Below are 26212 nucleotides of genomic sequence, written 5' to 3' on the forward strand. Positions count from 1 at the left end.
AGTTATAGGGTTCTCGTAAATATTTGTAAATTTGATTATACCCACTTTTAGTAGTTTAGATTATGAAGATATTTCCCGTTGTTCAGGTGGCCAGCATCGATCGATACACCATACAAAATGAACCAATTGCTTCCATTGATTTAATGGAGCGAGCTGCTACGACCTTTTACCGGCGTTTTACAGCATTATACCCGCACGGCGATGTGAGTGTATTGGCAGGTCCGGGAAATAATGGGGGGGATGCTTTAGCTGTGGCACGTATGCTTTTGCTGGATGGTAGGAGTGTTGAGGTATTTATGCTGACCAGTGAAGATAAGTTAAGTACGGATGCGCTGCTAAACTACCAACGGCTGCAGCGTATTAAAAACTGCACTGTCACTTTGCAATCTGAGGAGCAGTTGACAGCCATTAATACTGAAGATACGGTTATTGACGGTCTTTTTGGCTCAGGCTTAAATCGTCCTTTGGAAGGTTTAGCTCAAAAGCTGGTGGCTTATATCAATAATAGCAATGTACAGGTGGTCAGCATCGATATACCCTCAGGCTTGTTTGGTGAAGATAATGCGGGGAATAATCCGGAGTCTATTGTGATGGCGGACCATACAATTAGCTTTCAATTTCCGAAGCTGGCGTTTTTGTTGGCAGAAAATGAAGCCTTTGTTGGAGATTGGATTGTGGAAGATATTGGCTTACATCCGCAGATTATTAAAGAAACCAGTTCGGGCTATTGTTATTCTGACCGTTTGTTAATCAGTCAGTTGTTGAGGCAACCCGGCAGGTTTACCCATAAAGGAGATATGGGGCATGCATTATTGTTGGCCGGTAGTTATGGTAAGATGGGAGCCGCTGTACTGGCATCAAAAGCCTGCCTGAAAGCCGGAGCAGGGCTATTGACAACGCACGTGCCCCGTTTAGGTTATAATATTATTCAAACAGCAGTGCCGGAAGCTATGGCCTGTATCGACCGATCTGATATATTACTGTCTGAATTTCCGGATTTAGATGTATTCGATGCTGTGGGAGTGGGGCCGGGTATTGGTGCAAAACCCAATACAATGACCGCTATGAAAGAGCTGTTGCTAGCGCTTAATGGCAAGCCGGCTGTAATGGATGCCGATGCATTGAATATTCTTTCGCTGGATGAAGCGTTATGGGATTTGATGCCGGGTAATGTTATTATTACACCACACCCGGGTGAGTTCGATCGTTTGGCCGGAACAAGCAATTCAGCTTTTGAGCGGCTGCAGAAAGCTAAGCAATTTGCCAAAGATATGCAGGTGGTAATCGTGTTGAAAGGTGCCTATACGGCCGTTATCAATACCGATGGACATTGCTACTTCAACTCCAGTGGTAATTATGGTATGGCCACTGCCGGAAGTGGTGATGCATTAACCGGTATCTTGCTGGCATTGTTGGCGCAAGGTTATTCTGTTTTGGAGGCTGCCCGTCTGGGTGTTTATTTGCATGGTTTGGCCGCCGATTTGCTGTTGACTCACATGGCTGAAGAAGCCATTGTAGCGTCTGATATAATTTCTAAAATTGGTGCTGCTTTTCAGTCCTTAAGGCGATAATTATCATCTTGGCTTTTAATTTTTTTCGTTTACCTTTGATGTCCTCGTACTTTTAATGTGAAAGTAACGTTCAATTAAATAATTGTATTGGAAGCTATTGGTGTGAAAATTGTAGCTTTCAAGACCTTTATTAATCAGAAATAGAGTTAATGATGAAGAAATTATTTCTTTCAATAGGTATTGTTGCGGCACTTGCTTCATGTGCTGTTGAGCAAACAATTCCATCAAAAGTGAATGTACAGGATGTGGCAACAATGAGCAATGCAACCAGTGATGTCTTGCTTTATAGCCTGCCGGTTACAGTAGTGCGTGTTAATGTTGAGGTGGAAAAGACTATCAGCCGGGTAGGGCCATTCTATCGTTACTCTCAAAAAATGCTTAACATCAGCGATGTGGTAACGCAGGATAAAGAAGAGTGGAAAATTAAATCCATTAACATCGAAACATACGGAAAACCTGATCCTGCAAAGCAGTATGCCATTTCTTTCTCGGGTGATAATGCTGCCCCTTATCTTAATCTGACACCATCAGGTGTATTGGCTGGTGTCAATACCGATGCATTGGTAACGGATGATTATCTGAAGGAATATAGCAGTGAATATGTGCCATCACTTAAGGATGTTAATTTTAATGAGGTGGCCATGATTGAGAAACAAATGGTTAAAACATCAACTGCTGCCATGGCCGAGGAAACAGCCAATTATATCTATAAAATACGTAAGCGCAGGTTTAAGATATTAGCCAGCGATTATGAGCAATTACCTCCCGACGGGCAGTCATACGAAGTAATGGTGCGTGAGCTTAATGCACTTGAAAAAGAACATATGGAGCTGTTCATCGGCAAAACTGAGTCATTTACTTATACCAAGTCATTTGATATTATACCTGATAGGATGAGTGCCAATAACGATGTGTTATTTCGTTTTTCAGCCGTTAATGGTATCGTTGACAAGATGGATGTGAGTGGGGCTCCGGTGTATATAGAGCTGGAGGCTGTAGAGACCTCAAGTCTGCCAGATAATGTAGTGGTGAGTAACAAAAATCAGGAAGTACGCAATGGTCTGTTCTACTGTAAGCCAGGCAAGGTTAAGATTAAGGTCATAGACAAAAATGTACTGGTGAAAGAGCAGGAGCTTTATCTCGGGCAATATGGTCAGGTTGTTTCAATGCCTGCCAATGTACTGGAAAAAGCAGATGTGAGTATTCGCATCAACCCGGCAACCGGAGCATTGCAAAGTGTAGATAAAAAGTAATAATATTAAAATAATCCCTTTTATAAACAATAAGTTATGAACGACGAAATAGCTAAATTATCTCCCCAGGGGCTATGGGAAAATTTCTATAAACTAACACAAATACCACGTCCTTCAAAGAAAGAAGGTAAAGCCATTGACTTTATTGAGGAATTTGGAAAATCACTTGGTTTTACCACTATTCGTGATGAGGTAGGTAATGTGATTATTCGTAAGCCCGCCACACCTGGTTATGAAGATAGAATGGGTGTTATTCTGCAGAGTCATATTGATATGGTGCCTCAGAAGAATAGCGATAAAGTGCACAACTTCGAAACCGATCCTATTGAAACATATATCGAGGATGGCTGGGTGACAGCCAATGGGACTACATTGGGGGCTGATAACGGTATCGGTGTGGCAGCTGCCATGGCTGTACTGCAGGCAGCAGATTTGGAGCACGGACCGGTTGAAGCATTGATTACAATGGATGAAGAAGCTGGTATGACTGGTGCTAACGGACTTAAGTCGGGTTTGCTTGAAGGTGATATTCTATTGAATATGGACTCTGAAGACGAAGGTGAATTATATGTTGGCTGTGCCGGTGGTTCAGATGCCAACATCAAATTTAACTATACAGAGTCTGAAGTACCTGCTGATTCTGTAGCTTTCCGTATGGCTATTACCGGCCTTAAAGGGGGACACTCTGGTCTTGATATCAATATTGGCCGTGGAAATGCTAACATCCTGATGTTCCGCTTTATTAAGTATGCAGTAGCTAACTTAGATGCACGTTTGGCGTCTATCGATGGAGGTAGTTTGCGCAATGCTATCCCGCGCGAGGCATTTGCAGTGATTACTGTGCCTGCCGAAAATGCAGATGACTTCGTTGAAAGCCTGGAGGAGTTTGAAGATATGTATAAGGCCGAGTTTGGTAATGTAGAGCCAAACTTGTCGTTCACTGCCGAAAAAGCAGACTTGCCTGCTTCTTTGATTGATGAGCTAACGCAAGATGACCTGATTAACGGCGTTATCGCGGCGCCTAATGGCGTAATGCGTATGAGTACCGATATGGAAGGTCTGGTTGAGACATCAACGAATCTGGCAATCGTAAAATCAGCCAATGGCGTTATTGATGTTAAGTGTCTGATGAGGAGCTCGGTGAATACCGCTATAGAAGAGTTGGAGTCGAAAATGGAGAGTGTATTCCGTTTGGCTGGTGCCGAGGTGTCTTTCGGCGGTCAATATCCAGGTTGGAAACCCAATATGGATTCACCGATTCTGAAAACCATGCAGGAAGTGTATAATAATAAATGGGGAAAAGTGCCGGAAATTAAAGCCATCCACGCAGGATTAGAGTGTGGTATTTTAGGTAGCGCGTATCCGCACTGGGACATGATTTCCTTTGGCCCGACCATTCGTTATCCTCACTCACCCGATGAGAAGGTGAATATTGAGACCGTTTCTTTATTCTGGGATTACCTGGTGGAAACCCTCAAAAATGTACCGATTAAAAAGTAATTCATAAATCTATAGGAATAGCTGCAATATAAGTTGTGGCTATTCTTTTTTGTTCGTATAACTAACTATAAATTGTAATGACAGAGGTAATTAATAAAAGTCTACGTGATTCGAAAGGAGCACGCTGGGGAGCGTTAGCTGTTGTGTCTTTTACGATGCTTTGCGGCTACTATATTAACTATGTAATTTCACCACTTAAACCTCTACTAGAGGAATATATGGGTTGGACAAGTGCTGACTTTGGTGTTTGGAATAGTGCTTATGGCTGGTTTAATGTATTCTTTCTAATGTTGATTTTCGGTGGAATTATCCTCGATAAAATGGGAGTAAGATTCACTGGATTAGGTGCTGCACTGACAATGATTGTAGGAACCGCCCTTCAATATTATGCCATTGAATTCCCTATGGAAGGAACCATTCTTGGGTTTAAATCTTCAATTGCAATTGGTGCTTTAGGTTTTGGAATTTTTGGTATGGGTGTTGAGATTGCCGGTATCACTGTTTCGAAGATTATTGTGAAGTGGTTTAAGGGTAAGGAGTTAGCTCTGGCTATGGGGCTTGAAATGGCTACAGCGAGGATGGGGACAGCCTTAGCATTGGCCGTTCCTCTTCCAATGGCAAAGGCTCTTGGCGTAAACGGAATGCCGTCTATTAGTGCGCCTATCATGTTGGGACTTGGTCTGTTAGTTGCCGGCTTTATTGCTTTTCTATGGTATACTTTCATGGATAAAAAGCTTGAAAAATCGGAAGGTATTAGTGATGAAGTGTCAGAAGAAGATGCCTTTAAGGTTTCAGATATTTTGTTTATCATCAAGAATAAAGGCTTCTGGCTTATTGCTTTGTTATGTGTGCTGTTTTATTCTGGAATTTTCCCTTTCTTATATTATGCGACAGACTTGATGATTAATAAATATGGAGTAAACGAAGATTTTGCCGGAGCTATTCCAAGTTTATTGCCGTTTGGAACTATTATATTAACACCATTCTTTGGTAACCTCTATGATAGAAAAGGAAAAGGAGCGACGATAATGCTGATTGGTTCAGTTATGCTGTTGGCTGTTCATTCGTTTTTTGCTGCCCCAATCTTAAATCATTACATAATTGCTATTGTGCTAATTATCCTTTTGGGGGTAACTTTCTCGCTTGTTCCGTCTGCCATGTGGCCATCGGTTCCAAAGATTATTCCTGAGAAACAGTTAGGTTCTGCATATGCGTTAATCTTTTGGGTTCAAAACTGGGGACTTATGGGAATGCCATTGTTAATTGGAATTGTGCTCGAGAAATATTGTAAAGTTGTAGATGATAATGGTGTCTTTAGTCACTATGATTATACACTGCCAATGGTTATATTTGCTGCAACAGGATTGCTTGCAATTATTGTTGCAGCTGCGTTAAAAGCAGAAGATAAAAAGAAAGGATATGGATTAGAGCGACCAAACATGGCCTAATCTTGTATTAACTGAAAATATGAAGACAGCTGCCTACGGGTGGCTGTTTTTTTTATATCCAACTCTTTAATATCCAAGGAACCCAATGTGTGAACCAACAAGTCTTTTCTAACAGTTTAGGAAGGGATGGTAGGATCAAAGAAGCTCTACTTGCGCAACCGGAAGGGGAATAGTACCGACCGGAAATAGAAGTTGTGCGACCGGAAGCTCCGCATGCACGACCGGAAGGGGTATAGTGCCAACCGGAGATAGAAGTTATGCGATCGGAAGCTCCGCATGCACGACCGGAAGGGGTATAGTGCCGACCGGAGATAGAAGTTTTGTGACCGGAAGCCCTGCATGCACGACCGGAGATGTATGCGCAGGTACACGCTGTTTTTGGACAAAAAAAGGCCCATCTTTCGAAAGGCCTCTTTGAAGTATTTTGACTATCAATCTTTACATGAAAATAAACTTCATGATGAATAACACAGCCAGAATGTAACTGATGATTGATATATCTTTGAATTTACCTGTCAGTAATTTCAAAATCACATACGACAGAATACCAAATACAATACCTTCAGCAATAGAGAAGGTTAGTGGCATCATAACTAATGTGAAGAAAGCAGGAATAGATTCAGTGAAGTCATCTAAATCCAGATTCTGAATAGGTGTCATCATCATTACCCCTACCAACACCAATGCAGGTGCAGTTGCAGCTGCCGGAATCATCAGGAATAATGGCGACAGGAATAATGCAAAAATAAATAATACAGCCGTTGTTAAAGCGGTTAAGCCGGTGCGGCCACCTTCAGCAACACCTGCTGCAGACTCCACATATGTTGTAACAGTTGAAGTACCTAAGGCAGCTCCTACGGTAGTACCAATAGAGTCAGCCATCAGTGCCTGCTTTACATTTGGTATGCGGCCGTCTTCGTTAATCATTTTAGCTTTGGTCGATACGCCAATTAAGGTGCCAACTGTATCAAACATATCCACAAAAAGGAAAGTGAAAAGTACAGTAATCATGGTGAAGATACCTTCCGGGTTATTCAGCCAGCTCCAGTCAAATTGCCAGGCAATTGAAGAGATAGAAGGTACTGAGAAATCGAAGTGCGGCAACTGTGTTACGCCTAAAGGCAAGCCAACTATTGTGGTTGCTACCATGCCAATTAGCAGGGCGCCTTTTACTTTTAGTGCCAGCAATACACCAGTAATAACAATACCGCCTAATGCCAGTAGTACAGCACCGCTTTTCATATCGCCTAAGTGAACAAATGTTGCGTCGTGAGCAACAATGATACCCGCATTTTTCATGCCGATAAAAGCAATGAATAAACCAATACCGACTGAAATGGCGTTTTTGATACTGCCAGGAATTGCATTGATAATTAACTCACGTATATTGAACGCAGTCATTAAAATAAACAGGATACCTTCGAGGAATACAGCTGTTAATGCAAATTGCCACGACATACCCATGCCAATACATACACCAAAGGCAAAGAAAGCGTTCAGTCCCATGCCTGGAGCCAGAGCAAATGGTAATTTAGCCCACAGTGCCATTACTAAGGTACCCACGGCAGCCGAAATTGCTGTAGCGGTAAATAGCGCCCCTTTATCCATGCCTGTAGCCGAAAGAATATCGGGGTTGACAGCCAGGATGTAGGCCATTGTCATAAACGTAGTGATACCGGCAACGATCTCTGTTTTGACAGTGGTTTTATTTTCTGATAGTTTGAAGAATTTCTCTAACATGATATTGTTGTATTAATTAGAATGTCCACTTAACAGCCAGGGTCGGGTTAACAACAAATTCATCTTTAACGAAATTGTTGCTCATCTCAATTTCTCCACCAAAAGAGAAATTTTTACAGGTGTTATACCATATTTGTGGTTCCATTAAGAAACGGTAGTCAGTTCCCCAGAACATCTCTTCTTTCCAGAAGTCGGCGAAGCCAACCAGTGAAAGTTTTCTATCCATAAAATGAAGCCCCCAGACAGCTGTTAACTGAAATGCAGCATCTTCCTTATCTTTGATGTACTTGTAGTTAGCTTGTAGTGTTAATATTCGAGAGAAGTCGGCATTGTTAAACGTATATTGCCCTCCCACAAGCCATGCATTTTCAATGATTGTGAATGGTAGGGGATCGTTTAATTTAAGATTACCTCCATTATATTCTATCCGGGGTTCGAATTTTTGACTTTCGTTCCATTTGAAGCTTCGTGCAATCTCCCAGTAAGCTAAAGAAACACCATTATCAACACCCCTGGTGTCATTGCTGTAATCCATATCAACAAAGAAGAAAGTGCTACCATATTTATCTGGTTTAAACATCTCCAATGTTGTTGTGATTTGTTTACGCTCTTTACCAAAATCATAGTGAACCTGAAGGTTTTGAGCTTTTACAACAGCTCCAAATGCCATAGCGGCCATCAATGAAAATAGAATTCTTTTCATAAGTGATGTGTAATTAATAGTTTATACTAGTTATTGATGGCGCAAAAGTAAATAAAAAGTTAATGCAATTGATGAAGAATATCCGCATTTGTCTTTTATGAGGCTTATTTATAGTGATTAAAAGAAAGGGTTAAAATGATGCTTTAAGTGTTATGAATCATTTGTTTTTCAAGGCACCAACATCTATATTTGTAAACTTTTTAAAATTAGGGTAAAATATTGAATTGATGAGCGCAAAATTTCCGGAATATAAAGGATTGAATCTGTCGCAGGTGAACAAGGATGTTTTGAAGACCTGGGAAGAAAACGGAGCATTTGAGAAGAGTATCACGACCAGAGAAGGTAAACCTACGTTCGTATTTTACGAAGGACCGCCTTCTGCCAATGGTATTCCTGGTATTCACCACGTAATGGCGCGAACCATTAAAGATATATTTTGCCGCTTTAAAACGCAGCAGGGCTACCTGGTGAAACGTAAGGCTGGTTGGGATACACACGGTTTACCAGTTGAGCTGGGCGTTGAAAAAGCATTGGGTATCACCAAGGAAGATATTGGTAAAAGTATTTCTGTTGCCGAATATAACGAAGCCTGTCGCAAAGATGTGATGAAATACACTGATTTGTGGGAAGACTTAACACATAAAATGGGCTACTGGGTAGATATGGATGATCCATACATTACCTACGATAACCGTTACATCGAAACGCTTTGGTGGTTGCTGAAAGAGCTGTACAAGAAAGATATGTTGTACAAAGGCTATACTATACAGCCTTATTCGCCGGCGGCCGGTACTGGGTTAAGTACTCATGAACTGAACCAGCCAGGGTGTTACCGCGATGTGAAGGATACTACTTGTACGGCGCAATTTAAAATTGTGCGTAACGAGGCTTCTGAAAAGCTGTTTGATAACGATGAAGAGCTAAGCTTCCTGGCCTGGACCACTACGCCATGGACTTTGCCTTCAAACACAGCTTTGGCGGTTGGACCAAAAATCGAATATGTAAAAGTTAAATCATACAATCCATATACAGGCCTGCCTGTTTCGGTTATTGTTGCCAAGTCATTGGTGAATAACTATTTTAACCCCAAAAATGCTGAGCTGGAGTTTGATGCTTACCAGCCAGGTGATAAAAAGATACCGTTTAAGGTGGTGGCTGAGTATGTGGGAACTGATTTGGAAGGAGTTCGCTATGAACAGCTAATGCCATGGGTGAAACCTGATGGTGATGCTTTCCGTGTGATTTTGGGTGATTATGTAACCACTGAAGATGGTACAGGAATCGTGCATATCGCACCTACCTTTGGTGCTGATGACGACCGTGTGGCTAAAGTGGCAGGCATTGCGCCGCTCATCCTGATTGATAAAGAAGGGAAGCGTCAGCCGATGGTTGATAAAAGCGGTAAGTTCTTCAGGATAGAAGATCTTGACACTGATTTTGTTGCCAGTTTCGTTAATACCGAAGCTTATGCTGAGTATGCCGGTCGTTTTGTAAAAAATGCTTACGATTCTTCATTGACCGAAGAAGATGCTACACTTGATGTGGATTTGTCGGTGATGCTGAAGAAAGAAAACAAGGCTTTCAAGGTTGAGAAGCATGTGCACAACTACCCGCATTGCTGGCGCACCGATAAGCCGGTGCTCTATTATCCATTGGATAGCTGGTTTATTAAAACCACCGCTGTGCGCGATCGCATGATTGAGTTGAATAAAACCATTAACTGGAAACCTGCATCAACCGGGACAGGTCGTTTCGGCAAGTGGCTGGAGAATTTGGTAGACTGGAACCTGAGCCGTTCGCGCTATTGGGGAACGCCGCTACCTATCTGGAAGACAGAGGATGGAACAGAAGAAAAATGTATTGGCTCTGTAGAAGAGCTGATGAATGAAATAAATAAGGCGGTAGAAGCCGGATTGATGGAGAAGAATCCGTTTGCAGGCTTTGAGGTGGGTGATAACTCAAAAGAGAATTACGAAAAGATTGATCTGCACCGCCACCATGTAGATGATATTATTCTGGTGTCAGACAGTGGGCAGCCAATGCAGCGCGAGTCGGACCTGATTGATGTGTGGTTTGATTCGGGTGCCATGCCTTATGCACAAATGCATTACCCATTTGAAAACAAGGAAGGCTTCAATGAAGTGTATCCGGCCGACTTTATTGCAGAAGGAGTTGACCAGACAAGAGGCTGGTTCTTTACCTTGCATGCTATTGCCACCATGTTATTCGATTCGGTGGCCTTTAAAAATATTATCTCTAACGGTCTGGTTCTGGATAAGAATGGCAATAAGATGTCGAAGCGCCTTGGTAATGGCGTAGATCCATTCGAGGTCATTGAGCAGTATGGTTCCGATCCTTTGCGCTGGTACATGATTACGAATGCACAGCCATGGGATAACCTAAAGTTTGATATCTCTGGGGTGGATGAGGTGAAACGTAAGTTCTTCGGCACCTTGTATAATACCTATTCGTTCTTTGCTCTCTATGCCAATATCGATGGATTTACAGGTCAGGAGGCCTCGGTGCCCGTTGAGAAACGCTCAGAGATTGATCGCTGGATCATGTCATTGCTCAACTCACTGATTAAAGAAGTCAACGACAGTTATGAAAGCTATGAGCCGACGCGTGCTGGCCGTGCCATTCAGGATTTTGTTATGGAGAACCTGAGTAACTGGTATGTGCGTTTGAATCGTAAGCGTTTCTGGGGTGGTGAAATGAATGAAGATAAATTGGCTGCTTACCAGACGCTATACGCTTGTTTGGAAACAGTGGCGCTGCTATCAGCTCCTATTGCCCCATTCTTTACCGACCAGTTATTTGCTGATTTAAATAAGGTTTCAGGGAGGTATACTGATGTTTCAGTTCACCTGGCAGAGTTTCCAAAATTTGATGAGAAGCTGATTGATAAAGCACTTGAGGAGCGTATGGAGTATGCGCAGTCCATCTCTTCTATGGTATTGAGTCTGCGTCGTAAGGTTAACCTGAAAGTGCGTCAGCCATTGGGTAAGGTGATGATTCCAATATTGGATGAAACCTTTGAGCATCAGCTGGAAGCTATCAAGGATTTAGTGCTTACTGAGGTGAATGTGAAGGAGATGGAATTCCTGAAAGATTCATCGGGTGTATTGGTGAAGAAGATTAAGCCTAATTTTAAAACCCTTGGGCCAAAGCACGGTAAAAATATGAAGGTAATTTCAGGAGCCATAAATGCCATGGGTCAGGAAGAAATTGCTATCTTCGAGAAAGAAGAACAATTTACATTGGATGTCAATGGACAATCCATCGTTCTTACACTTGAAGATGTTGAGATATTATCTGAAGATATTCCGGGTTGGTTAGTGACTAATGAGGGCAAAATAACGGTTGCATTGGATATTAATGTAACTGATGAATTGCGTGAGGAAGGAATTGCCCGTGAATTTGTTAATCGCATTCAGAACCTGCGCAAAGATTCTGGTTTTGATGTAACAGATAAAATCAAATTGCAAATTCAAAAGCATGAAGCAATCAATAGTGCAGTGGAAAAGCATGCTGAGTACATTGGTGCGCAAACACTCGCTGTAGAAGTTAAATTGGTTGATACATGCAATAACGATGGTGTTACAACCGTTGAGATTGATGATGAAATAACCACAGCCATTCATGTGATGAAGGCCTAGTGGTATGTGTAAACTAAAACTTAGTCATTATGGCTGAAAAAACACGTTACTCGGACGAAGAACTTCAGGAATTCAAAGAGATTATTCTGAAGAAACTTGATAAGGCCAAAAAAGATTATGAGCTGCTGAGAAATACCATTACACATCAGGATGGTAACGATACACAGGATACCTCACCAACTTTTAAAGTATTGGAAGAGGGAGCTGCGGTATTATCTAAAGAAGAAGCAGGTAAACTGGCTCAGCGACAACAAAAGTTCATTCAGCATCTTTCGGCAGCCTTGGTGCGCATCGAAAACAAAACCTATGGTGTTTGCCGGGTAACCGGTAAGCTGATTCCCAAGGAGCGTTTAAAGGCCGTTCCTCACGCAACATTGAGTGTGGAAGCTAAGCAGGGGCAGAAGTAGAAAGATATCATTTAAAATATCAATATGCATAATGGCCAATGGATGATAGTAAATACTCCATTGGTCTTTTGTGCGTTTTATATAGCATGATCTTTTTTGAAACATGTTAAGGTGTCAGCCGTAATTACTAATTGTATTTATTTCTTGAGAATATGTCGGTATTAAAAAAATCATTTCTTATAATTTTCCTGATTCTGTTGGTTGATCAGGTGTCAAAGTTTTATATCAAAACCCATATGATGCTTGGGGATGAGATACCTGTTCTAGGCAATTGGTTCATTATACATTTTGTTGAAAACAATGGAATGGCTTTTGGTATGCAGCTGGCCGGTAAATTTGGCAAAGCATTTTTGAGCATCTTTCGCATAGTAGCGGTTGTTGGTATTGGCTGGTACATGGTTAATTTAAGCAAGAAGGGCGCGCCTAAAGGGTTAATCTATTGCGTAGGACTGGTTTTGGCCGGAGCTCTTGGTAATATTATTGATAGTGCCTTCTACGGAATGATATTCGATCATAGTTATGGGCAAATCGCGACTTTCTTACCCGAAGCTGGCGGTTACTCTTCCTTTTTACATGGTAAGGTGGTTGATATGCTGTATTTCCCATTGATAGAAGGGCGATACCCTGAGTGGATACCTTATGTGGGCGGAAATCCATTTATCTTCTTTCGTCCTGTTTTTAATATAGCCGATTCATCCATAACCATTGGCATCATTATAATATTATTCTTCCAAAAACGTTTTTTTAAGGAGTAGTTTGAATAGTAAGGACTAATCATGAAGCCTGATTTATTTCAACAATTATTATGTTGAAAAATAGGTTTTTTTAACGTGCTTTTGTCCTTATTTATCCATAACTTCGCGCCGTCAAATGTTGGACGATAGAGTTGGTTGGTGTTGTGGGTTGGTTTACAGTCTGATAGAAATTGCTGGTTTGCGTATGAATGGGATTTCGCTATGTAAGTCAGGAGGCGGCAGTGTATCCAAAGGTCACCTAGCTGACGTAAATATTTAGTTTTTGTAAGGGATATTTGCTAAAAATAAGATTCAAACTGCAGGTGTAATTCTTGCTTAAGCAGTTTCAAGATTCTGGCAAAGAAAGATAAAAGATATATATGAAGATGAGATTATTGTTTCTGTCATTATTGCTATTGGTAGCTTCTTCAGTTACCACATGGGGACAAAGTATTGATCCCAACTCGGTAGATGTTAAATCTGTTAATGTTGATGAGATGACAGATGCACAGGTGCTGAGAATGATTCAGGAAATGGAGAAGCGTGGCTTAAGTGAGCAGCAGGCCATTGCTTTAGCTCAGGCGAGAGGGATGAGCCAGGAGCAAATCACCAAACTCCGTCAACGTATTAATGAGGTGAAGTTAACTGGTGGCACTGGCCTCAATCAGCCAGGTATGGAATCAAGTTCTGTTAGTGAATTTGGAATGATTGAGTCGGTGAAAATGCCTGTTGATTCAGCTGTAATCGATCAGCGTATATTTGGTTTTTCCTTCTTTAATAATGATAAACTGACTTTTGAACCTAATGTGAATTTACCCGTGCCACCATCGTATGTGCTGGGGCCTGGCGATGAAATAATCATCGATGTGTGGGGCGTTTCGCAGCAGAGCTACAATTTACTGGTTGATAAGAATGGGTTCATCAATATCCCAAATATCGGACCAATACAAGTGGGGCGTTTAACACAGGAGGAAGCTCAAAAACGCATACATAGTAAGTTAACAACCATCTATAGTGACTTAAAATCGGCAAATCCCAAAACCTTTGTGAGCATCAATGTGGGTACTGTTAAGTCAATCAAAGTAAATGTTATTGGTGAGGTGTTTGTGCCGGGAACTTATACCGTACCAGGAACAGCTACAGCGTTTAATGCCCTGTATCTGGCAGGGGGACCCAATAAAGAAGGGTCCTTTAGGGCCATACAGGTAATTCGCAATGGTGAGCTTGTAACTAAACTGGATGTATACGAATTCCTAATCAAAGGAAAGAGTGATGTCAATGTATCTCTTAGCGATGGTGATGTTATCCTGGTCCCAACCTACGAAAAACGAATAAAAGTAGGGGGAGAATTTAAGCGTAACGGCATTTTTGAAGCCAAGGGCAATGAGAAGATGAGCGATATGATTGAATACGCAGGTGGTTTTACTGAAAATGCCTACACACACCGCGTAGAACTGTACCGCACAACATCCCGTCAGCGTGCTTTTAAAGATGTACTGGCTAAAGAATATGAACAGGTAATGCTCGAGAGTGGCGACAGTATTTTTGCCGGTACGATATTGGAGCGTTACGAAAATAAAGTAAGTATTCAGGGAGCTGTGTATCGGCCTGGTAATTATGAGCTAACCGAAGGGTTAACCCTGAAGCAACTCATTGATAATGCAGATGGCGTCAGGGAAGATGTGTTCCTGAACAGAGGTTTGGTAACGCGTTTAATGGAGGATTTGACACTTCAGAATATTACTTTTGATGTAGGAGCTGTTTTAAGGGGAGAATCTGACATTGAACTGAAACGGGAGGACATGATTACCATTTCATCAATTGACGACCTGCGTGAGATACGCACGGTAGAGATATTTGGTGAGGTTCAATACCCTGGTGAATTTGATTATAACCAGGATATGAATTTATCCGATCTGGTTTTCAAAGCAGGTGGTTTCAAGGAATCAGCATCAGAAGCATTTATTGAGATTTCAAGACGACTGTCATATGATGAAGCCCAAAAGGCCGGTGATAGAATAGCACATGTATTTCAATTTACCATTTCGCGCGATTTAAAGATGAATGGGGAAGATGCGATGTTTGTATTACAACCATATGACCAAATATTTGTCCGTCGTTCACCAGGCTATGAAGACAAAAGTGTTATTAATATTATGGGTGAGGTTAACTATGCGGGGCAATTTAGCCTGACTTCCAAGAAAGAACGTGTGTCAACGATTATACAACGTGCGGGTGGATTGTCGCCTAATGCCTATGCGAAAGGGGCAATGCTCACACGTAAGGTGGAAGTATCTCAAAAAGTAAAACGTTTACGGGAACAGTTGGTAGCTTCTGATACGTCATTGGTGTTTGATGATTTAGGTTTTGATGTGGTGAGTATCGATCTGGAGAAGATTCTCAAACAACCCGGCAGTAAAGATGATATCTTTTTGCAGGATGGCGATGAACTGGTGATACCGCGTGAGCTCCAAACGGTGAAGGTGACAGGTGGCGTATTGAATCCACTCTCAGTATCCTACGTGGATGGCAAGCGCCTGAAACACTATGTGCAATCAGGTGGAGGGTTTAGTTTGCGCGCCAAAAAGGGAAAATCCTATGTGATCTACCCGAACGGGGCAGCAGCATCCACAAAGAGCTTCTTGTTCTTTAGAAACTACCCTAAAGTAATGCCAGGCTCAGAAGTGGTGGTGCCTGAAAAGCCTGAACGAGAACCAATGCCGGCGACTGCCTGGATTGCCATGGCCAGTGCGTTGGCATCTTTATCATTGACAATTGTGACCATTGCTGATCGAATGGGAAATTAAGGATATAATTACTGTATAGTGTAGTTGCAAAAATAAATCACAGATTCACATAGAAAAGAAATAGCGCAGTCTTTTTTCATACGTGAAAATTTGAGCTGATCTGCGAACAAGAAAAAGAAAATAGTAAACAGATAGAACCACAGATTACGCAGATTGTCACAGATAAAGAAATAGCCTTGCTATTTCAAAAAAAGAAACACAGTTGGTTCGCATCAGCGTTAATCAGCGAAAATCTGGGGACAAAATTTATTTAAGAAGAAAATCGAATAGTTAAAATGACAATGTTGCCTGATAAAGAAAAGACCTATAAAATAATAGGTTGTTGTATGGAAGTACACTCCGTTTTAGGAGGTGGTATGTCAGAAGCCATTTATCAGGAAGCTTTAGCTGTTGAATTAGGAAACAAACGTATTCCTTTCAAGCGAGAAGAAGAGTTAATAGTTAAATACAAAGGAATTGAATTAAACAAGCGCTATAAAGCTGATTTTATTTGTTACGATGAAATAATAGTCGAGTTAAAGGCAGTCTCAGAATTAACCGATGAACATTTGGCACAAGTCATAAACTATTTAAAAATTACAGGAAAGAAACTAGCCCTTCTTGTTAATTTTGGAAATGATTCATTGGAATACAAGAGAATCATTAATTCATAAATGTCTAATTATTGTTTGAAAATAAAAAAATGATAATCCACAGATTAACACAGATTTTCGCAGAAATGAAAAATCTGCGTAAATCTGTGGACAAAGAAGAAATAAATATCCATCTGAGGATAAAAGAAAATAATAGTTCAGTACATGAATACAGAAAATACTAACGATAAACTCCAAATCATCAAAGACGACGAGATAGACCTCATTGCCCTCGTCAAAACGATTTGGAACGGACGTAGAACAATTTATTATTCTATTGGTATCGCTGTCTTTATTGGTTTAATTATTGCGTTTACCAGTCCTGCTAAATATGAAGCGTATTGTACGCTCATACCATCTGAGGAAAAGCAAGGAGGTGCATTGGGGAATTTAGGTGGCTTAGCCAGTATGGCAGGCATTAACCTGGGTTCCATGATGGGACAGTCATCAGGTATTCCTGCTGAAATATATCCGCAGGTGGTGAATTCATACCCATTTAAAAGGGAGATGATTCACCAACAATTTCATTTCGAAGGTTATCAACAGCCAATTTCTTTTTATGACTATGCAGTAGCAGATACCATTGAGTCATTAGGTAGCAAAATAGCTAAATATACCATTCGCCTCCCCTGGACGATTAAAGATGCGTTAAGCGATACGACCGACGAAGAAATAGCTGTAACTGACTATGGTGTATTGAATCTGTCCGAAGAAGAACTAATGGCAATGGCGGCAGTAGAAGAGGTAGTGGTGATTGATGTAGATAAAAAAACGGGATTAATCAATGTATCCGCCGAATTGGGTGAGCCGGTATTAGTGGCGCAGGTGGTTCAGAAAGCTGTTGAATTATTGCAGGATTATATTATCAAGTATAAAACCAAACAATCCAGAGAACATTTGGAGTTTGTGCAAGGACAGTTCGATCAAAAGAAAGCTGAATACGAAGTAGCTCAAAGGTCCTTTTTCGCCTACAAGGATCAGCATCGTAATATGGTGTCTGAGCGTGTCAATCTCGAGTTTCAGCGCCTGAGTGATGAATACGATATGTCATCTACTGTGTTCAAAGGTCTTGCTCAACAGTTGGAACAGGCCAAAATAGCTGTCAATGAACAAACGCCAGCCTTTACCATACTAGAACCTGCTAAAGTGCCCATTGAAAAAAGTGCACCAAAGAAGAAAATTATTTTGGTTGTGAGTGTGTTCTTAGGAGGGTTTATTGGTTTAGGAGTGATTTTTGGAAAGTTAGTTTGGACTAGTATAGCGAAGAGTTTCTGAATTAATCAAGAATGCTTATTGAAGTCAAAAGTGTATAGATGAATCTCCCAAATAAGATAAAAAATATTTGTTGCATAGGAGCCGGTTATGTTGGAGGACCGACTATGGCTGTGATTGCTCAAAAGTGCCCGGAGATAAAAGTGACTGTTGTTGATATTAACGTACAACGTATTGCAGATTGGAACGATGAGAGCCTGGATAATCTCCCAATTTATGAACCAGGATTAAAAGAAGTGGTTCTTGAAGCAAGAGGGCGCAATTTATTTTTTTCAACCAATGTAGATAATGCCATCAACGAAGCTGAAATGGTTTTTATCTCTGTGAATACACCAACTAAAAAGTACGGAGTTGGTAAAGGCATGGCTGCCGACTTAAAGTATGTGGAGTTATGTGCTCGAAATATCGCTAAAGTTTCCACTTCTGATAAAATCGTTGTTGAAAAGTCAACCTTACCAGTGCGAACCGCAGAGTCAATTAAGACTATTTTAGATGCGGAAGGAAAGGATATTCAATTTAAAGTACTATCCAACCCGGAATTCTTAGCGGAAGGCACAGCCATTGATGACTTACACAATGGCGATCGTGTTTTAATAGGAGGTGATCAGGATGAAGATGGACTAAACGCCATTCAGTGTTTAATAGACATCTATTCGCATTGGTTGCCACGAGAGAGAATAATAACCACTAATGTATGGTCGTCGGAGTTATCCAAACTAACAGCCAATGCTTTTTTGGCACAAAGGGTATCATCCATAAACGCCATATCGGCTCTTTGTGAACAAACAGGGGCAAATGTGGATGAAATTGCCAATGCTATTGGAGCAGATAGTCGTATTGGCTCCAAATTTTTAAAAGCTTCTGTAGGTTTCGGAGGTTCATGTTTTCAAAAAGATATTTTGAACCTGGTATACATTGCCCGCTCTTATGGTTTGGAGGAAGTGGCAGACTATTGGGAACAAGTGATAAAATTAAATGATTACCAAAAACGTCGTTTTGCCGAAAAGATTGTTCAAAACCTTTTCAATACTGTTAATGGGAAAAAGATTGCTATCCTTGGCTGGGCCTTTAAAAAGGATACGAATGATACGCGAGAATCGGCAGCGATTTATGTAGCCGACTATTTGTTGAATGAACAGGCTGAACTAGTAGTTTATGACCCAAAAGTTAAAGCGGAACAGATTTACGCCGATTTAGATTATTTGAATACTCGCTCAGAAGAACAAAATAAACACTTAGTTACAGTGGTTAGAGATGCTTATGAAGCCATGGGCGATACACATGCAGTTGCCATTCTAACCGAGTGGGATGAGTTTAAAAGCTATGACTGGGAGAAGGTTTATAATGGGATGAAAAAGCCAGCTTTTGTGTTTGACGGGAGGAATATAATTGATAAACAACAAATAGAAGACATTGGCTTTAAAAGCTATAATTTAGGAAGAGAATAGAACTAAATGGGAGATAAACACATATATCCAATATTCGACAGAATACTATCAAGGCAGGATAGGGAAAAGTTGTTAAAACATCGGGCAAAAGTAATTTGGTTTACCGGATTATCAGGTTCTGGGAAAAGTACACTGGCATCTGCTCTGGAAAAAGAATTGTATAGAAGAGGCATTTTGTGTAAGTTGCTTGATGGAGACAATATCCGAACAGGTATTAATAGTAACCTTGGCTTTTCGGATGAGGACCGAACAGAAAATGTGCGGCGTATTGCTGAAGTTTGTAAGTTGTTTTTAGATGGTGGCTTAATAACTTTGTCTGCCTTCATTAGTCCAACTAAAGAAATTCGTGATCTTTCAAAGGATATTATAGGACGCGAAGACTTCATTGAAGTTTACGTTAATCCGCCATTAGCTGCGTGCGAGAAAAGAGATACCAAAGGCTTGTATAAAAAAGCCAGAGCTGGTGAGATAAGTGACTTTACTGGTATATCTGCTCCCTTTGAACCTCCAGTCAATCCTGATTTAAATATTGACACTTCTAAGTATTCAGTTGATGAGTGCGTAGAGCAAATATTGGAAGTTATCATACCCAAAATCACTTATTAGGAAGAAACAATCATGCGAAATTATAGATTAAGTCACCTAAAAGAACTCGAGGCGGAAGCCATTCACATTATCCGTGAAGTAGCAGCTGAATTTGAAAATCCGGTGATGCTTTATTCAATTGGAAAAGATTCGTCGGTTATGGTGCGATTAGCTGAGAAGGCTTTTGCTCCGGGTAAGGTGCCTTTTCCGCTGATGCACATTGATTCTAAGTGGAAGTTTAAGGAGATGATTAAATTTAGAGATCAATATGTGAAAGACCATAATTGGGACTTAATTGTGAACTCCAATCAAAAAGCATTCGAAGAGGGTGTTGGTCCTTTTTCTCACGGTAGTAAGATACATACCGACTTGATGAAAACACAAGCCTTATTAGAAGGTTTATCAAAATATAAGTTTGACGCTGCCTTCGGAGGTGCACGTCGTGATGAGGAAAAGTCAAGAGCTAAAGAACGTATATTTTCTTTTCGTGATAAATATCACCAATGGGATCCAAAGAATCAGCGCCCTGAGCTTTGGGATATCTATAATACCAATGTACATAAAGGTGAATCCATTCGTGTGTTCCCCTTGTCAAATTGGACGGAATTAGATATTTGGCAGTACATTCGTTTGGAACAAATTCCTATTGTGCCTTTGTATTTTGCAAAAGAAAGACCTGTAGTTGAAGTGGAGGGCAACTTAATAATGGTAGATGATGAGCGTATGCCTAAAGAGCTGGTTGAGAAAGCTGAGATGAGAATGGTGCGATTCAGAACTTTAGGTTGTTATCCGCTTACAGGAGCTGTAGAGTCAGAAGCTGACACCATTGAAAAGATTGTAGAAGAAATGATGACAGCTACCCAATCAGAACGCACTACACGTGTCATTGATTTCGATCAGGAAGCCAGTATGGAACAGAAAAAGCGAGAGGGGTACTTCTAAATTTACAGCAAAGAAATTATAATGATTGATTCAAAATTAAATATAGATCAGTTTCTTGATCAGGATGAAAAAAAGGATTTACTGCGCTTATTAACGGCGGGGTCGGTCGATGATGGTAAATCTACATTAATTGGTCGTTTATTATTTGATAGTAAAAAGCTGTATGAAGATCAATTAACAGCATTGGAACGCGACAGTAAGCGTGTTGGTAATGCTGGTGAAGAAATTGATTATGCTTTATTATTAGATGGATTAAAAGCAGAACGTGAGCAGGGCATCACTATTGATGTGGCTTACCGTTACTTCTCCACAAATAAACGCAAGTTTATTATAGCAGATACCCCTGGGCACGAGCAGTATACCCGTAATATGATTACGGGTGGTTCTACGGCAAACCTGGCTATTATTTTGGTAGATGCCCGCACAGGAGTGATTACGCAAACCAAACGACATACTTATTTGGTTTCACTGCTGGGCATTAAGCATGTGGTATTGGCCATTAATAAAATGGACATTGTGGATTATAAAGAGGAGGTTTATAATCAAATAAGTGAGGATTATAAGGACTTTGCCTCCCAACTAAATATTCCGGATATCCAGTGTATGCCATTATCTGCCTTAAAAGGTGATAATGTAGTAGACAAGTCGGAAAATATGCCATGGTATCATGGGCCATCATTATTGGATTACCTGGAGACCGTGCATGTTGTCAGTGATCGAAATTTTGAAGATTTCCGTTTCCCTATTCAATATGTGCTTCGACCAAATTTGGACTTTAGAGGTTTCTCAGGAAAAGTGGCATCAGGTATTATAAGAAAGGGCGATGAAATCATGGCTATACCTTCAGGTAAAAAGTCGAAAGTAAGTGGAATCCATACATACGAGGGAGAGCTTGAGGAAGCATTTTGTCCTCAAGGTATAACGCTGACCTTGGAAGATGAAATTGATATTTCAAGAGGAGAAATGTTGGTTCATTCGGATAGTCAACCAAAATCTAGTCGCCAATTTGAAGCCATGCTGGTTTGGATGGATGAACAGGAAATGAACCTGCATACACAGTTTGTTATTAAACACACCACCAATAAAACCAAAGCCCGAATTGATGAGATTCAGTACCAGGTGGATGTTAATACTTTAGATAAACTTGATAAAGAGACTTTTTCATTGAATGAAATTGGTCGTGTAACCATTTCAACCAATCAACCACTCTTCTTTGATCCTTATTATAAAAATAAAAGTACCGGTGCTTTCGTTTTAATCGATCCGGTAACAAACAACACCTGTTCAGTTGGTATGATCATCGATAAAGCAAAAGAGGAGGATCTTTATTCACGAATAGCCGATATGGATCGTGAAAAGATGAATCGTGGTGAGAGTTTGATTTCAGTTTCAGAAAGAGAAGAACGTTATAATCAAAGAGGCCAAACCATTTGGATTACAGGTCTACATGGAAGTGGTAAGCGTGAATTAGCTTATACAATCGAAAAAGCATTGTTTGATAAAGGGAAAACAGTGGTCGTATTCGATGGGGCAACAGTTAGAGCTGGATTATCGCACGAGTTGGATTATTCTTTAGCGGATAGAGCTGAGCATTTAAGGCGTGTGGCACATATGTGTAAACTATTAAATGATCAGGGGGTTATTGCAATTTGTGCATTTATATCGCCTAATGATAATATAAGACAACAGGTCAAAGAGATTATCGGCGAAGATCGATTTACATTGGCTTATATAAATAAAGATGTAGAAGAGTGTAAAAAAGCACAGCCTGATTTATATGGTAAATATGAAAATGAAATAATCAAAAATCTTCCAGGAATGGACCTGCTATACGAAGTACCTACGGAGGCTATTTTTATAGATGACATTACATCAACGAGTATAATTTTAGAATCTATAAAATAGTAGTTGGCCTCATAAGAATGATAAAGATATATAATACAATAGTCAGTAAACTTGATATTCATACTATTGAAGTTATTCGTAAGTCATCAGCGTCCTTGATTGTGAAGGTGTTAGGTATGATTGTCAGTTTATTGGTTAGTGTGTATCTAGGTAGAACCCTTGGTGCAGAAGGTTTAGGTGTTGTGAATTTGGCAAATCGGGTAGGGTCCTTACTTCTGGTATTTACCATTTTTGGAATGAATAATGTATTAGTTAAATATATTTCAATAAACCGTGAAAAAAGAGACTTTAATTCAATTGCGAATTATATATACTCAGCAACAAAATTTAATGGATTTGTAGCATTAGTGATAGCTGTATTAGGGTTGCTTTTAGTACCGCTACTTGTTGGATACGTGTTCAATGAATCGCAATTAAGGATTCCTTTGATTCTTGCTTTTGTTATGATTATTCCACAAACTTATTCTAGGGTATTTGCTTCAGGTTTAATTGGATATAAGAAGATATGGCAGAGTAATTTAGTTGAAAATACGTTGAGTATATGGGTCGTAGGTGCGATACTTCTAATAATCCATTACTCACAATTTGACATTAATGTAGAGAATGTTGCAATGGCGTATGCAATTGGTCGTTTAGTTGTTTCTTTTTCTATTTTTTTTTATTGGAAAAAAATAAGAGGTTATCAGAAAGACAGAAGAACTCTGGTGCTAAAGCCCATGCTAAAGATGGCCTTACCAATGTTATTAGTCAGTACTAGTATTATTATTGCTGCCAATGCAGATATAGTAATGTTAGGTTGGTTGTCTGATGCAAAGCAGGTGGGATTATATAGTGTTGCTGCGACTTTAGCTTTACTTACAAGCTTTTTTTTGCAGCTAACAAATTCTTCGATATCTCCAAAGTTAGCATCTTTGTATGCTGAGGGAAAAATAAATGAGTTGAACATACTCGTTCAAAGGGTAACATCAGGGTTAATATTCATTGCGATTTTATTTGTTTTTATATTTGTTTTTTTAGGGAAGTATATTTTACAATTATGGGGTGATGAATTTGATGAGGCATTTAACATTTTAATAATTTTGTGTATTGGACAATTTGTTAATATAAGTACAGGTGCATCGGGATTATTGTTAATAATGTGTGGATATGAGAAGGTTCATAGTAAAATATCATTGTTTTTTGTGTTGTTAAATGTAGTTATGAATTATTTTCTAATTAGTAATTACGGAGCTGTTGGAGCAGCTTTATCAACTGCAATTACAGAGGCAGGTATAAATATTGTTAAAGTTATTTATGCCAAAAAGTATGTAGGAGTGTTAACATTACCATTTTTGAAGAGTTAATCATATGATGAATAAAAGCAGACAAATTCTTAAACAAACCTTAATAGACAAATTTTTTCCAGAATATAGGTTAAGACGAGCCTTGTTGGAAGATAATTGTCTAATCGCCATGTCGAATAATTCCTATTGGATATATACATTAATGAAATCAGGAACTACTTATACTTTATTATTTCTCGCAAATTATCTGAGTTACATTAAGGGAGATAAAGAGTGGGTAGATTTTGATAAAATGCAATCTGACTATTTCTTTCATAGTTCGGAGTCTAATATTATGAAACGTAATTTAGGAGAAACATTTAATAACCTTAAGTCCTTATTAAAGGAGCCTAGTAGTAGACAAATTGTGCATAGTCACAAATTTATAAATGGAGATTTATGGTATAAAAACTTTTCTTTATACAGAAATCCTTTGGATTATTTAATTTCTATTTATTTCTTTCATTATATCAATAGGGGAATTAAGATAACCCATCCACGTGAAATTATTGATGAAAAATTAGGTGATTTTACCAAGGTTTATAGGAGTCAAAAATTACTCCAAAAGAGATATGCTGATCGAGTTTATATAGAGTCTTATGAAAACTTAATTGTACGACCTAAAGAAGTATTCGAAAAATTAATACGATTTTTCGAAATCGAATATGATGCAAATGCAATGGACTTTGCAATGAATAATGCTTCAAAAAAGAAAATTAAAGAAATGGAATCTAAGCGAGGTGAAGCTATTGTAGCTGGCAGTAGTAAATATAAAGGTTCTTTTGTGAGAAGTGGTAAAATAGGCGAATGGAAGGAATATTTCAATGATCAGGATGTTAAAAACATTGAAAAGAAGCTGAAAGAAGAAGATATTAATCTAAATGATTTTAATCTCGGTTAAAAAGAAGTCTTGGTATTGTTTCATAATAAGTATCAAAGCGAGGTAATGAAAAACATTTAATATTAATTCCAGAAGAGGGGTGGGGTGAATTTAATATAGATTTTTAAAATTATCAAATAATTAATTTGATAGCAAAACATACTTCGATTTTAAAATGAAAATATTAGTAATTGCGAATACAATTAGAAGTTATGATCTTCATGACTCCAAGAATATTACTGGATTGAAGAAGATACTTGGAGATATTTATTATAACCCTAAGTTAACCGCAGAAAAGTATTTTTGGATCAGCTCATTTGTAAAAGGAAATTTTAAGAATAATGAGTTAAGAATTTTAAGGAATTCCAAATTAAGATTGTTATCAACAATTAATTTAAAGCTTATAAAAAGAATTGTTAGCTCACTTGGAAATAATAGAGGAAGATTAAAAGAGCTCAAAAATGATTTTTTAGATGAACTACAGTATAATTTCATCACTAAATATGTTGATAATTTAAAACCAAATATCGTTCATATTCATGATATAACACGCTTGCATAATAAAGTAATACGTTATTTGATTCAAAAAGAGATAAAATGCTTTTTAACTTTGCATATATATATTGGTAAGAGTTCGATGCTAAGAGAATATAATGATCTCATGTTGAATCAGAAGGATTTGTTTTCAACTCCAAACATTAATCGTCTAACGATAACATGTGTTAGCTCGAAACAAGCTAAAAGATTACTTAATGATTATGGGCATCTAAATCCTGAGAATATACATACAATATTAAATGGAACAGATTTTAAGGTTTCAAATAGAAATTACAGTTTTGATATTCGGAACAAATTTAAAATAGATAAGAATAGAAAAATATTATTAAGCATAGGCACGGTTTGTGATAGGAAAAATCAATTACAGATACTTCAATCGTTATCTATTATGAATAAAAATGACTTAGATAAGATTTTTGTTCTCTTTGTCGGGGATGCACAACCTTCGGAATTAAAAAAAGTTACAGATTTTTGTCATTCAAATAACCTAACAAATAGTGTTAAATACATTGGAGCTTTATCAACCGATAAAATTAAAAGTTATTATGCTCAAAGTGATTTTATAATATCAACAAGTAAAAATGAAGCTTTTGGACTCACCTTTATCGAAGGATTTGTTTTTGGGTTACCTTCTATTACCTTTTCTGATTTAGATGCTATAGAAGATTTATATAATCCAAATGCTATGGAAATAACAGATGATCGATCAAATGAAGGGCTTAAAAATGTAATATTATCTGCTATTAATAAAAAATGGGATGCTGCTTTTATAAAGCAATATTCTTTGAAATTTGGAGCAGAACAGATGATCAAAAATTATAACGAATTATATCAATAAGACAGTAT

General features: G+C 39.0%; 19 protein-coding genes. 17 read left to right on the forward strand and 2 right to left on the reverse strand.

Features of this window, described 5'->3' with window-relative positions; all coding sequences use genetic code 11:
* Positions 1-62: 62 nt before the first annotated feature.
* The 4 genes from KEM09_RS02190 to KEM09_RS02205 all read left to right on the forward strand — a co-directional run bounded on the left by KEM09_RS02190 (position 63) and on the right by KEM09_RS02205 (position 5772).
* Positions 63-1571: an NAD(P)H-hydrate dehydratase gene (locus KEM09_RS02190; RefSeq protein ID WP_212224799.1), complete on the forward strand. Its 1509-nt coding sequence runs from the start codon at positions 63-65 to the stop codon at positions 1569-1571.
* A gap of 149 nt (positions 1572-1720) precedes the next feature.
* On the forward strand, positions 1721-2824 hold the full coding sequence (locus KEM09_RS02195; RefSeq protein ID WP_212224801.1) for a DUF4831 family protein: 1104 nt from the start codon (positions 1721-1723) through the stop codon (positions 2822-2824).
* Positions 2825-2860: 36 nt separating this feature from the next.
* Complete coding sequence (locus KEM09_RS02200) at positions 2861-4324, forward strand: aminoacyl-histidine dipeptidase (protein ID WP_212224803.1); 1464 nt, start codon at positions 2861-2863, stop codon at positions 4322-4324.
* 77 nt (positions 4325-4401) lie between these two features.
* A complete protein-coding gene (locus tag KEM09_RS02205) occupies positions 4402-5772 on the forward strand; it encodes an MFS transporter (protein WP_212224805.1) in 1371 nt (456 codons plus the stop codon).
* Positions 5773-6210: 438 nt separating this feature from the next.
* Here the strand turns inward: KEM09_RS02205 and KEM09_RS02210 are convergent, their stop codons facing one another.
* Both KEM09_RS02210 and KEM09_RS02215 read right to left on the reverse strand, forming a co-directional pair.
* The gene (locus tag KEM09_RS02210; protein WP_212224807.1) at positions 6211-7512 is read right to left on the reverse strand and encodes an NCS2 family permease; all 1302 of its coding nucleotides are present in this window, start codon (positions 7510-7512) and stop codon (positions 6211-6213) included.
* Between the two features lie 16 nt (positions 7513-7528).
* The gene (locus KEM09_RS02215) at positions 7529-8215 is read right to left on the reverse strand and encodes a DUF5020 family protein (protein ID WP_212224809.1); all 687 of its coding nucleotides are present in this window, start codon (positions 8213-8215) and stop codon (positions 7529-7531) included.
* A 227-nt stretch (positions 8216-8442) separates the two neighbouring features.
* Between KEM09_RS02215 and ileS the strand changes: the two genes are divergently transcribed.
* From ileS to KEM09_RS02280, 13 genes are all read left to right on the forward strand, one after another.
* Positions 8443-11874, forward strand: a complete 3432-nt coding sequence (gene ileS, locus KEM09_RS02220; protein ID WP_212224819.1) for an isoleucine--tRNA ligase — start codon at positions 8443-8445, stop codon at positions 11872-11874.
* Positions 11875-11903: 29 nt separating this feature from the next.
* Entirely contained in the window at positions 11904-12281 is a 378-nt protein-coding gene (locus KEM09_RS02225; protein WP_212192424.1) for a TraR/DksA family transcriptional regulator, read from the forward strand.
* A gap of 152 nt (positions 12282-12433) precedes the next feature.
* Entirely contained in the window at positions 12434-13036 is a 603-nt protein-coding gene (locus KEM09_RS02230) for a lipoprotein signal peptidase (RefSeq protein WP_212224821.1), read from the forward strand.
* Between the two features lie 359 nt (positions 13037-13395).
* Complete coding sequence (locus KEM09_RS02235) at positions 13396-15822, forward strand: SLBB domain-containing protein (protein WP_244824773.1); 2427 nt, start codon at positions 13396-13398, stop codon at positions 15820-15822.
* Positions 15823-16103: 281 nt separating this feature from the next.
* Positions 16104-16475, forward strand: a complete 372-nt coding sequence (locus KEM09_RS02240; protein WP_280516716.1) for a GxxExxY protein — start codon at positions 16104-16106, stop codon at positions 16473-16475.
* A 144-nt stretch (positions 16476-16619) separates the two neighbouring features.
* A complete protein-coding gene (locus tag KEM09_RS02245) occupies positions 16620-17729 on the forward strand; it encodes a Wzz/FepE/Etk N-terminal domain-containing protein (protein WP_212224826.1) in 1110 nt (369 codons plus the stop codon).
* Between the two features lie 38 nt (positions 17730-17767).
* Complete coding sequence (locus KEM09_RS02250; protein WP_212224828.1) at positions 17768-19174, forward strand: UDP-glucose 6-dehydrogenase; 1407 nt, start codon at positions 17768-17770, stop codon at positions 19172-19174.
* Between the two features lie 6 nt (positions 19175-19180).
* Positions 19181-19780, forward strand: a complete 600-nt coding sequence (cysC, locus tag KEM09_RS02255) for an adenylyl-sulfate kinase (protein WP_212224830.1) — start codon at positions 19181-19183, stop codon at positions 19778-19780.
* 12 nt (positions 19781-19792) lie between these two features.
* The gene (cysD, locus tag KEM09_RS02260) at positions 19793-20701 is read left to right on the forward strand and encodes a sulfate adenylyltransferase subunit CysD (protein ID WP_212224832.1); all 909 of its coding nucleotides are present in this window, start codon (positions 19793-19795) and stop codon (positions 20699-20701) included.
* 21 nt (positions 20702-20722) lie between these two features.
* A complete protein-coding gene (gene cysN, locus KEM09_RS02265) occupies positions 20723-22606 on the forward strand; it encodes a sulfate adenylyltransferase subunit CysN (protein WP_212224834.1) in 1884 nt (627 codons plus the stop codon).
* A 17-nt stretch (positions 22607-22623) separates the two neighbouring features.
* Entirely contained in the window at positions 22624-23949 is a 1326-nt protein-coding gene (locus KEM09_RS02270; protein ID WP_212224836.1) for a flippase, read from the forward strand.
* Between the two features lie 4 nt (positions 23950-23953).
* Positions 23954-24829 carry a sulfotransferase domain-containing protein gene (locus KEM09_RS02275; RefSeq protein WP_212224838.1) on the forward strand — a complete coding sequence of 292 codons (876 nt, stop codon included), beginning with the start codon at positions 23954-23956 and terminating at the stop codon, positions 24827-24829.
* A 154-nt stretch (positions 24830-24983) separates the two neighbouring features.
* A complete protein-coding gene (locus KEM09_RS02280) occupies positions 24984-26204 on the forward strand; it encodes a glycosyltransferase family 4 protein (protein ID WP_212224840.1) in 1221 nt (406 codons plus the stop codon).
* Positions 26205-26212: the final 8 nt, after the last annotated feature.

This window comes from Carboxylicivirga mesophila, from assembly GCF_018271975.1.
GTDB lineage: Bacteria > Bacteroidota > Bacteroidia > Bacteroidales > Marinilabiliaceae > Carboxylicivirga > Carboxylicivirga mesophila.

Coding starts and splice junctions, on each gene's coding strand:
- KEM09_RS02190 (WP_212224799.1), top strand. CDS start 63: ATGAAGATATTTCCCGTTGTTCAGGTGGCCAGCATCGATCGATACACC.
- KEM09_RS02195 (WP_212224801.1), top strand. CDS start 1,721: ATGATGAAGAAATTATTTCTTTCAATAGGTATTGTTGCGGCACTTGCT.
- KEM09_RS02200 (WP_212224803.1), top strand. CDS start 2,861: ATGAACGACGAAATAGCTAAATTATCTCCCCAGGGGCTATGGGAAAAT.
- KEM09_RS02205 (WP_212224805.1), top strand. CDS start 4,402: ATGACAGAGGTAATTAATAAAAGTCTACGTGATTCGAAAGGAGCACGC.
- KEM09_RS02210 (WP_212224807.1), bottom strand. CDS start 7,512: ATGTTAGAGAAATTCTTCAAACTATCAGAAAATAAAACCACTGTCAAA.
- KEM09_RS02215 (WP_212224809.1), bottom strand. CDS start 8,215: ATGAAAAGAATTCTATTTTCATTGATGGCCGCTATGGCATTTGGAGCT.
- ileS (WP_212224819.1), top strand. CDS start 8,443: ATGAGCGCAAAATTTCCGGAATATAAAGGATTGAATCTGTCGCAGGTG.
- KEM09_RS02225 (WP_212192424.1), top strand. CDS start 11,904: ATGGCTGAAAAAACACGTTACTCGGACGAAGAACTTCAGGAATTCAAA.
- KEM09_RS02230 (WP_212224821.1), top strand. CDS start 12,434: ATGTCGGTATTAAAAAAATCATTTCTTATAATTTTCCTGATTCTGTTG.
- KEM09_RS02235 (WP_244824773.1), top strand. CDS start 13,396: ATGAAGATGAGATTATTGTTTCTGTCATTATTGCTATTGGTAGCTTCT.
- KEM09_RS02240 (WP_280516716.1), top strand. CDS start 16,104: ATGTTGCCTGATAAAGAAAAGACCTATAAAATAATAGGTTGTTGTATG.
- KEM09_RS02245 (WP_212224826.1), top strand. CDS start 16,620: ATGAATACAGAAAATACTAACGATAAACTCCAAATCATCAAAGACGAC.
- KEM09_RS02250 (WP_212224828.1), top strand. CDS start 17,768: ATGAATCTCCCAAATAAGATAAAAAATATTTGTTGCATAGGAGCCGGT.
- cysC (WP_212224830.1), top strand. CDS start 19,181: ATGGGAGATAAACACATATATCCAATATTCGACAGAATACTATCAAGG.
- cysD (WP_212224832.1), top strand. CDS start 19,793: ATGCGAAATTATAGATTAAGTCACCTAAAAGAACTCGAGGCGGAAGCC.
- cysN (WP_212224834.1), top strand. CDS start 20,723: ATGATTGATTCAAAATTAAATATAGATCAGTTTCTTGATCAGGATGAA.
- KEM09_RS02270 (WP_212224836.1), top strand. CDS start 22,624: ATGATAAAGATATATAATACAATAGTCAGTAAACTTGATATTCATACT.
- KEM09_RS02275 (WP_212224838.1), top strand. CDS start 23,954: ATGATGAATAAAAGCAGACAAATTCTTAAACAAACCTTAATAGACAAA.
- KEM09_RS02280 (WP_212224840.1), top strand. CDS start 24,984: ATGAAAATATTAGTAATTGCGAATACAATTAGAAGTTATGATCTTCAT.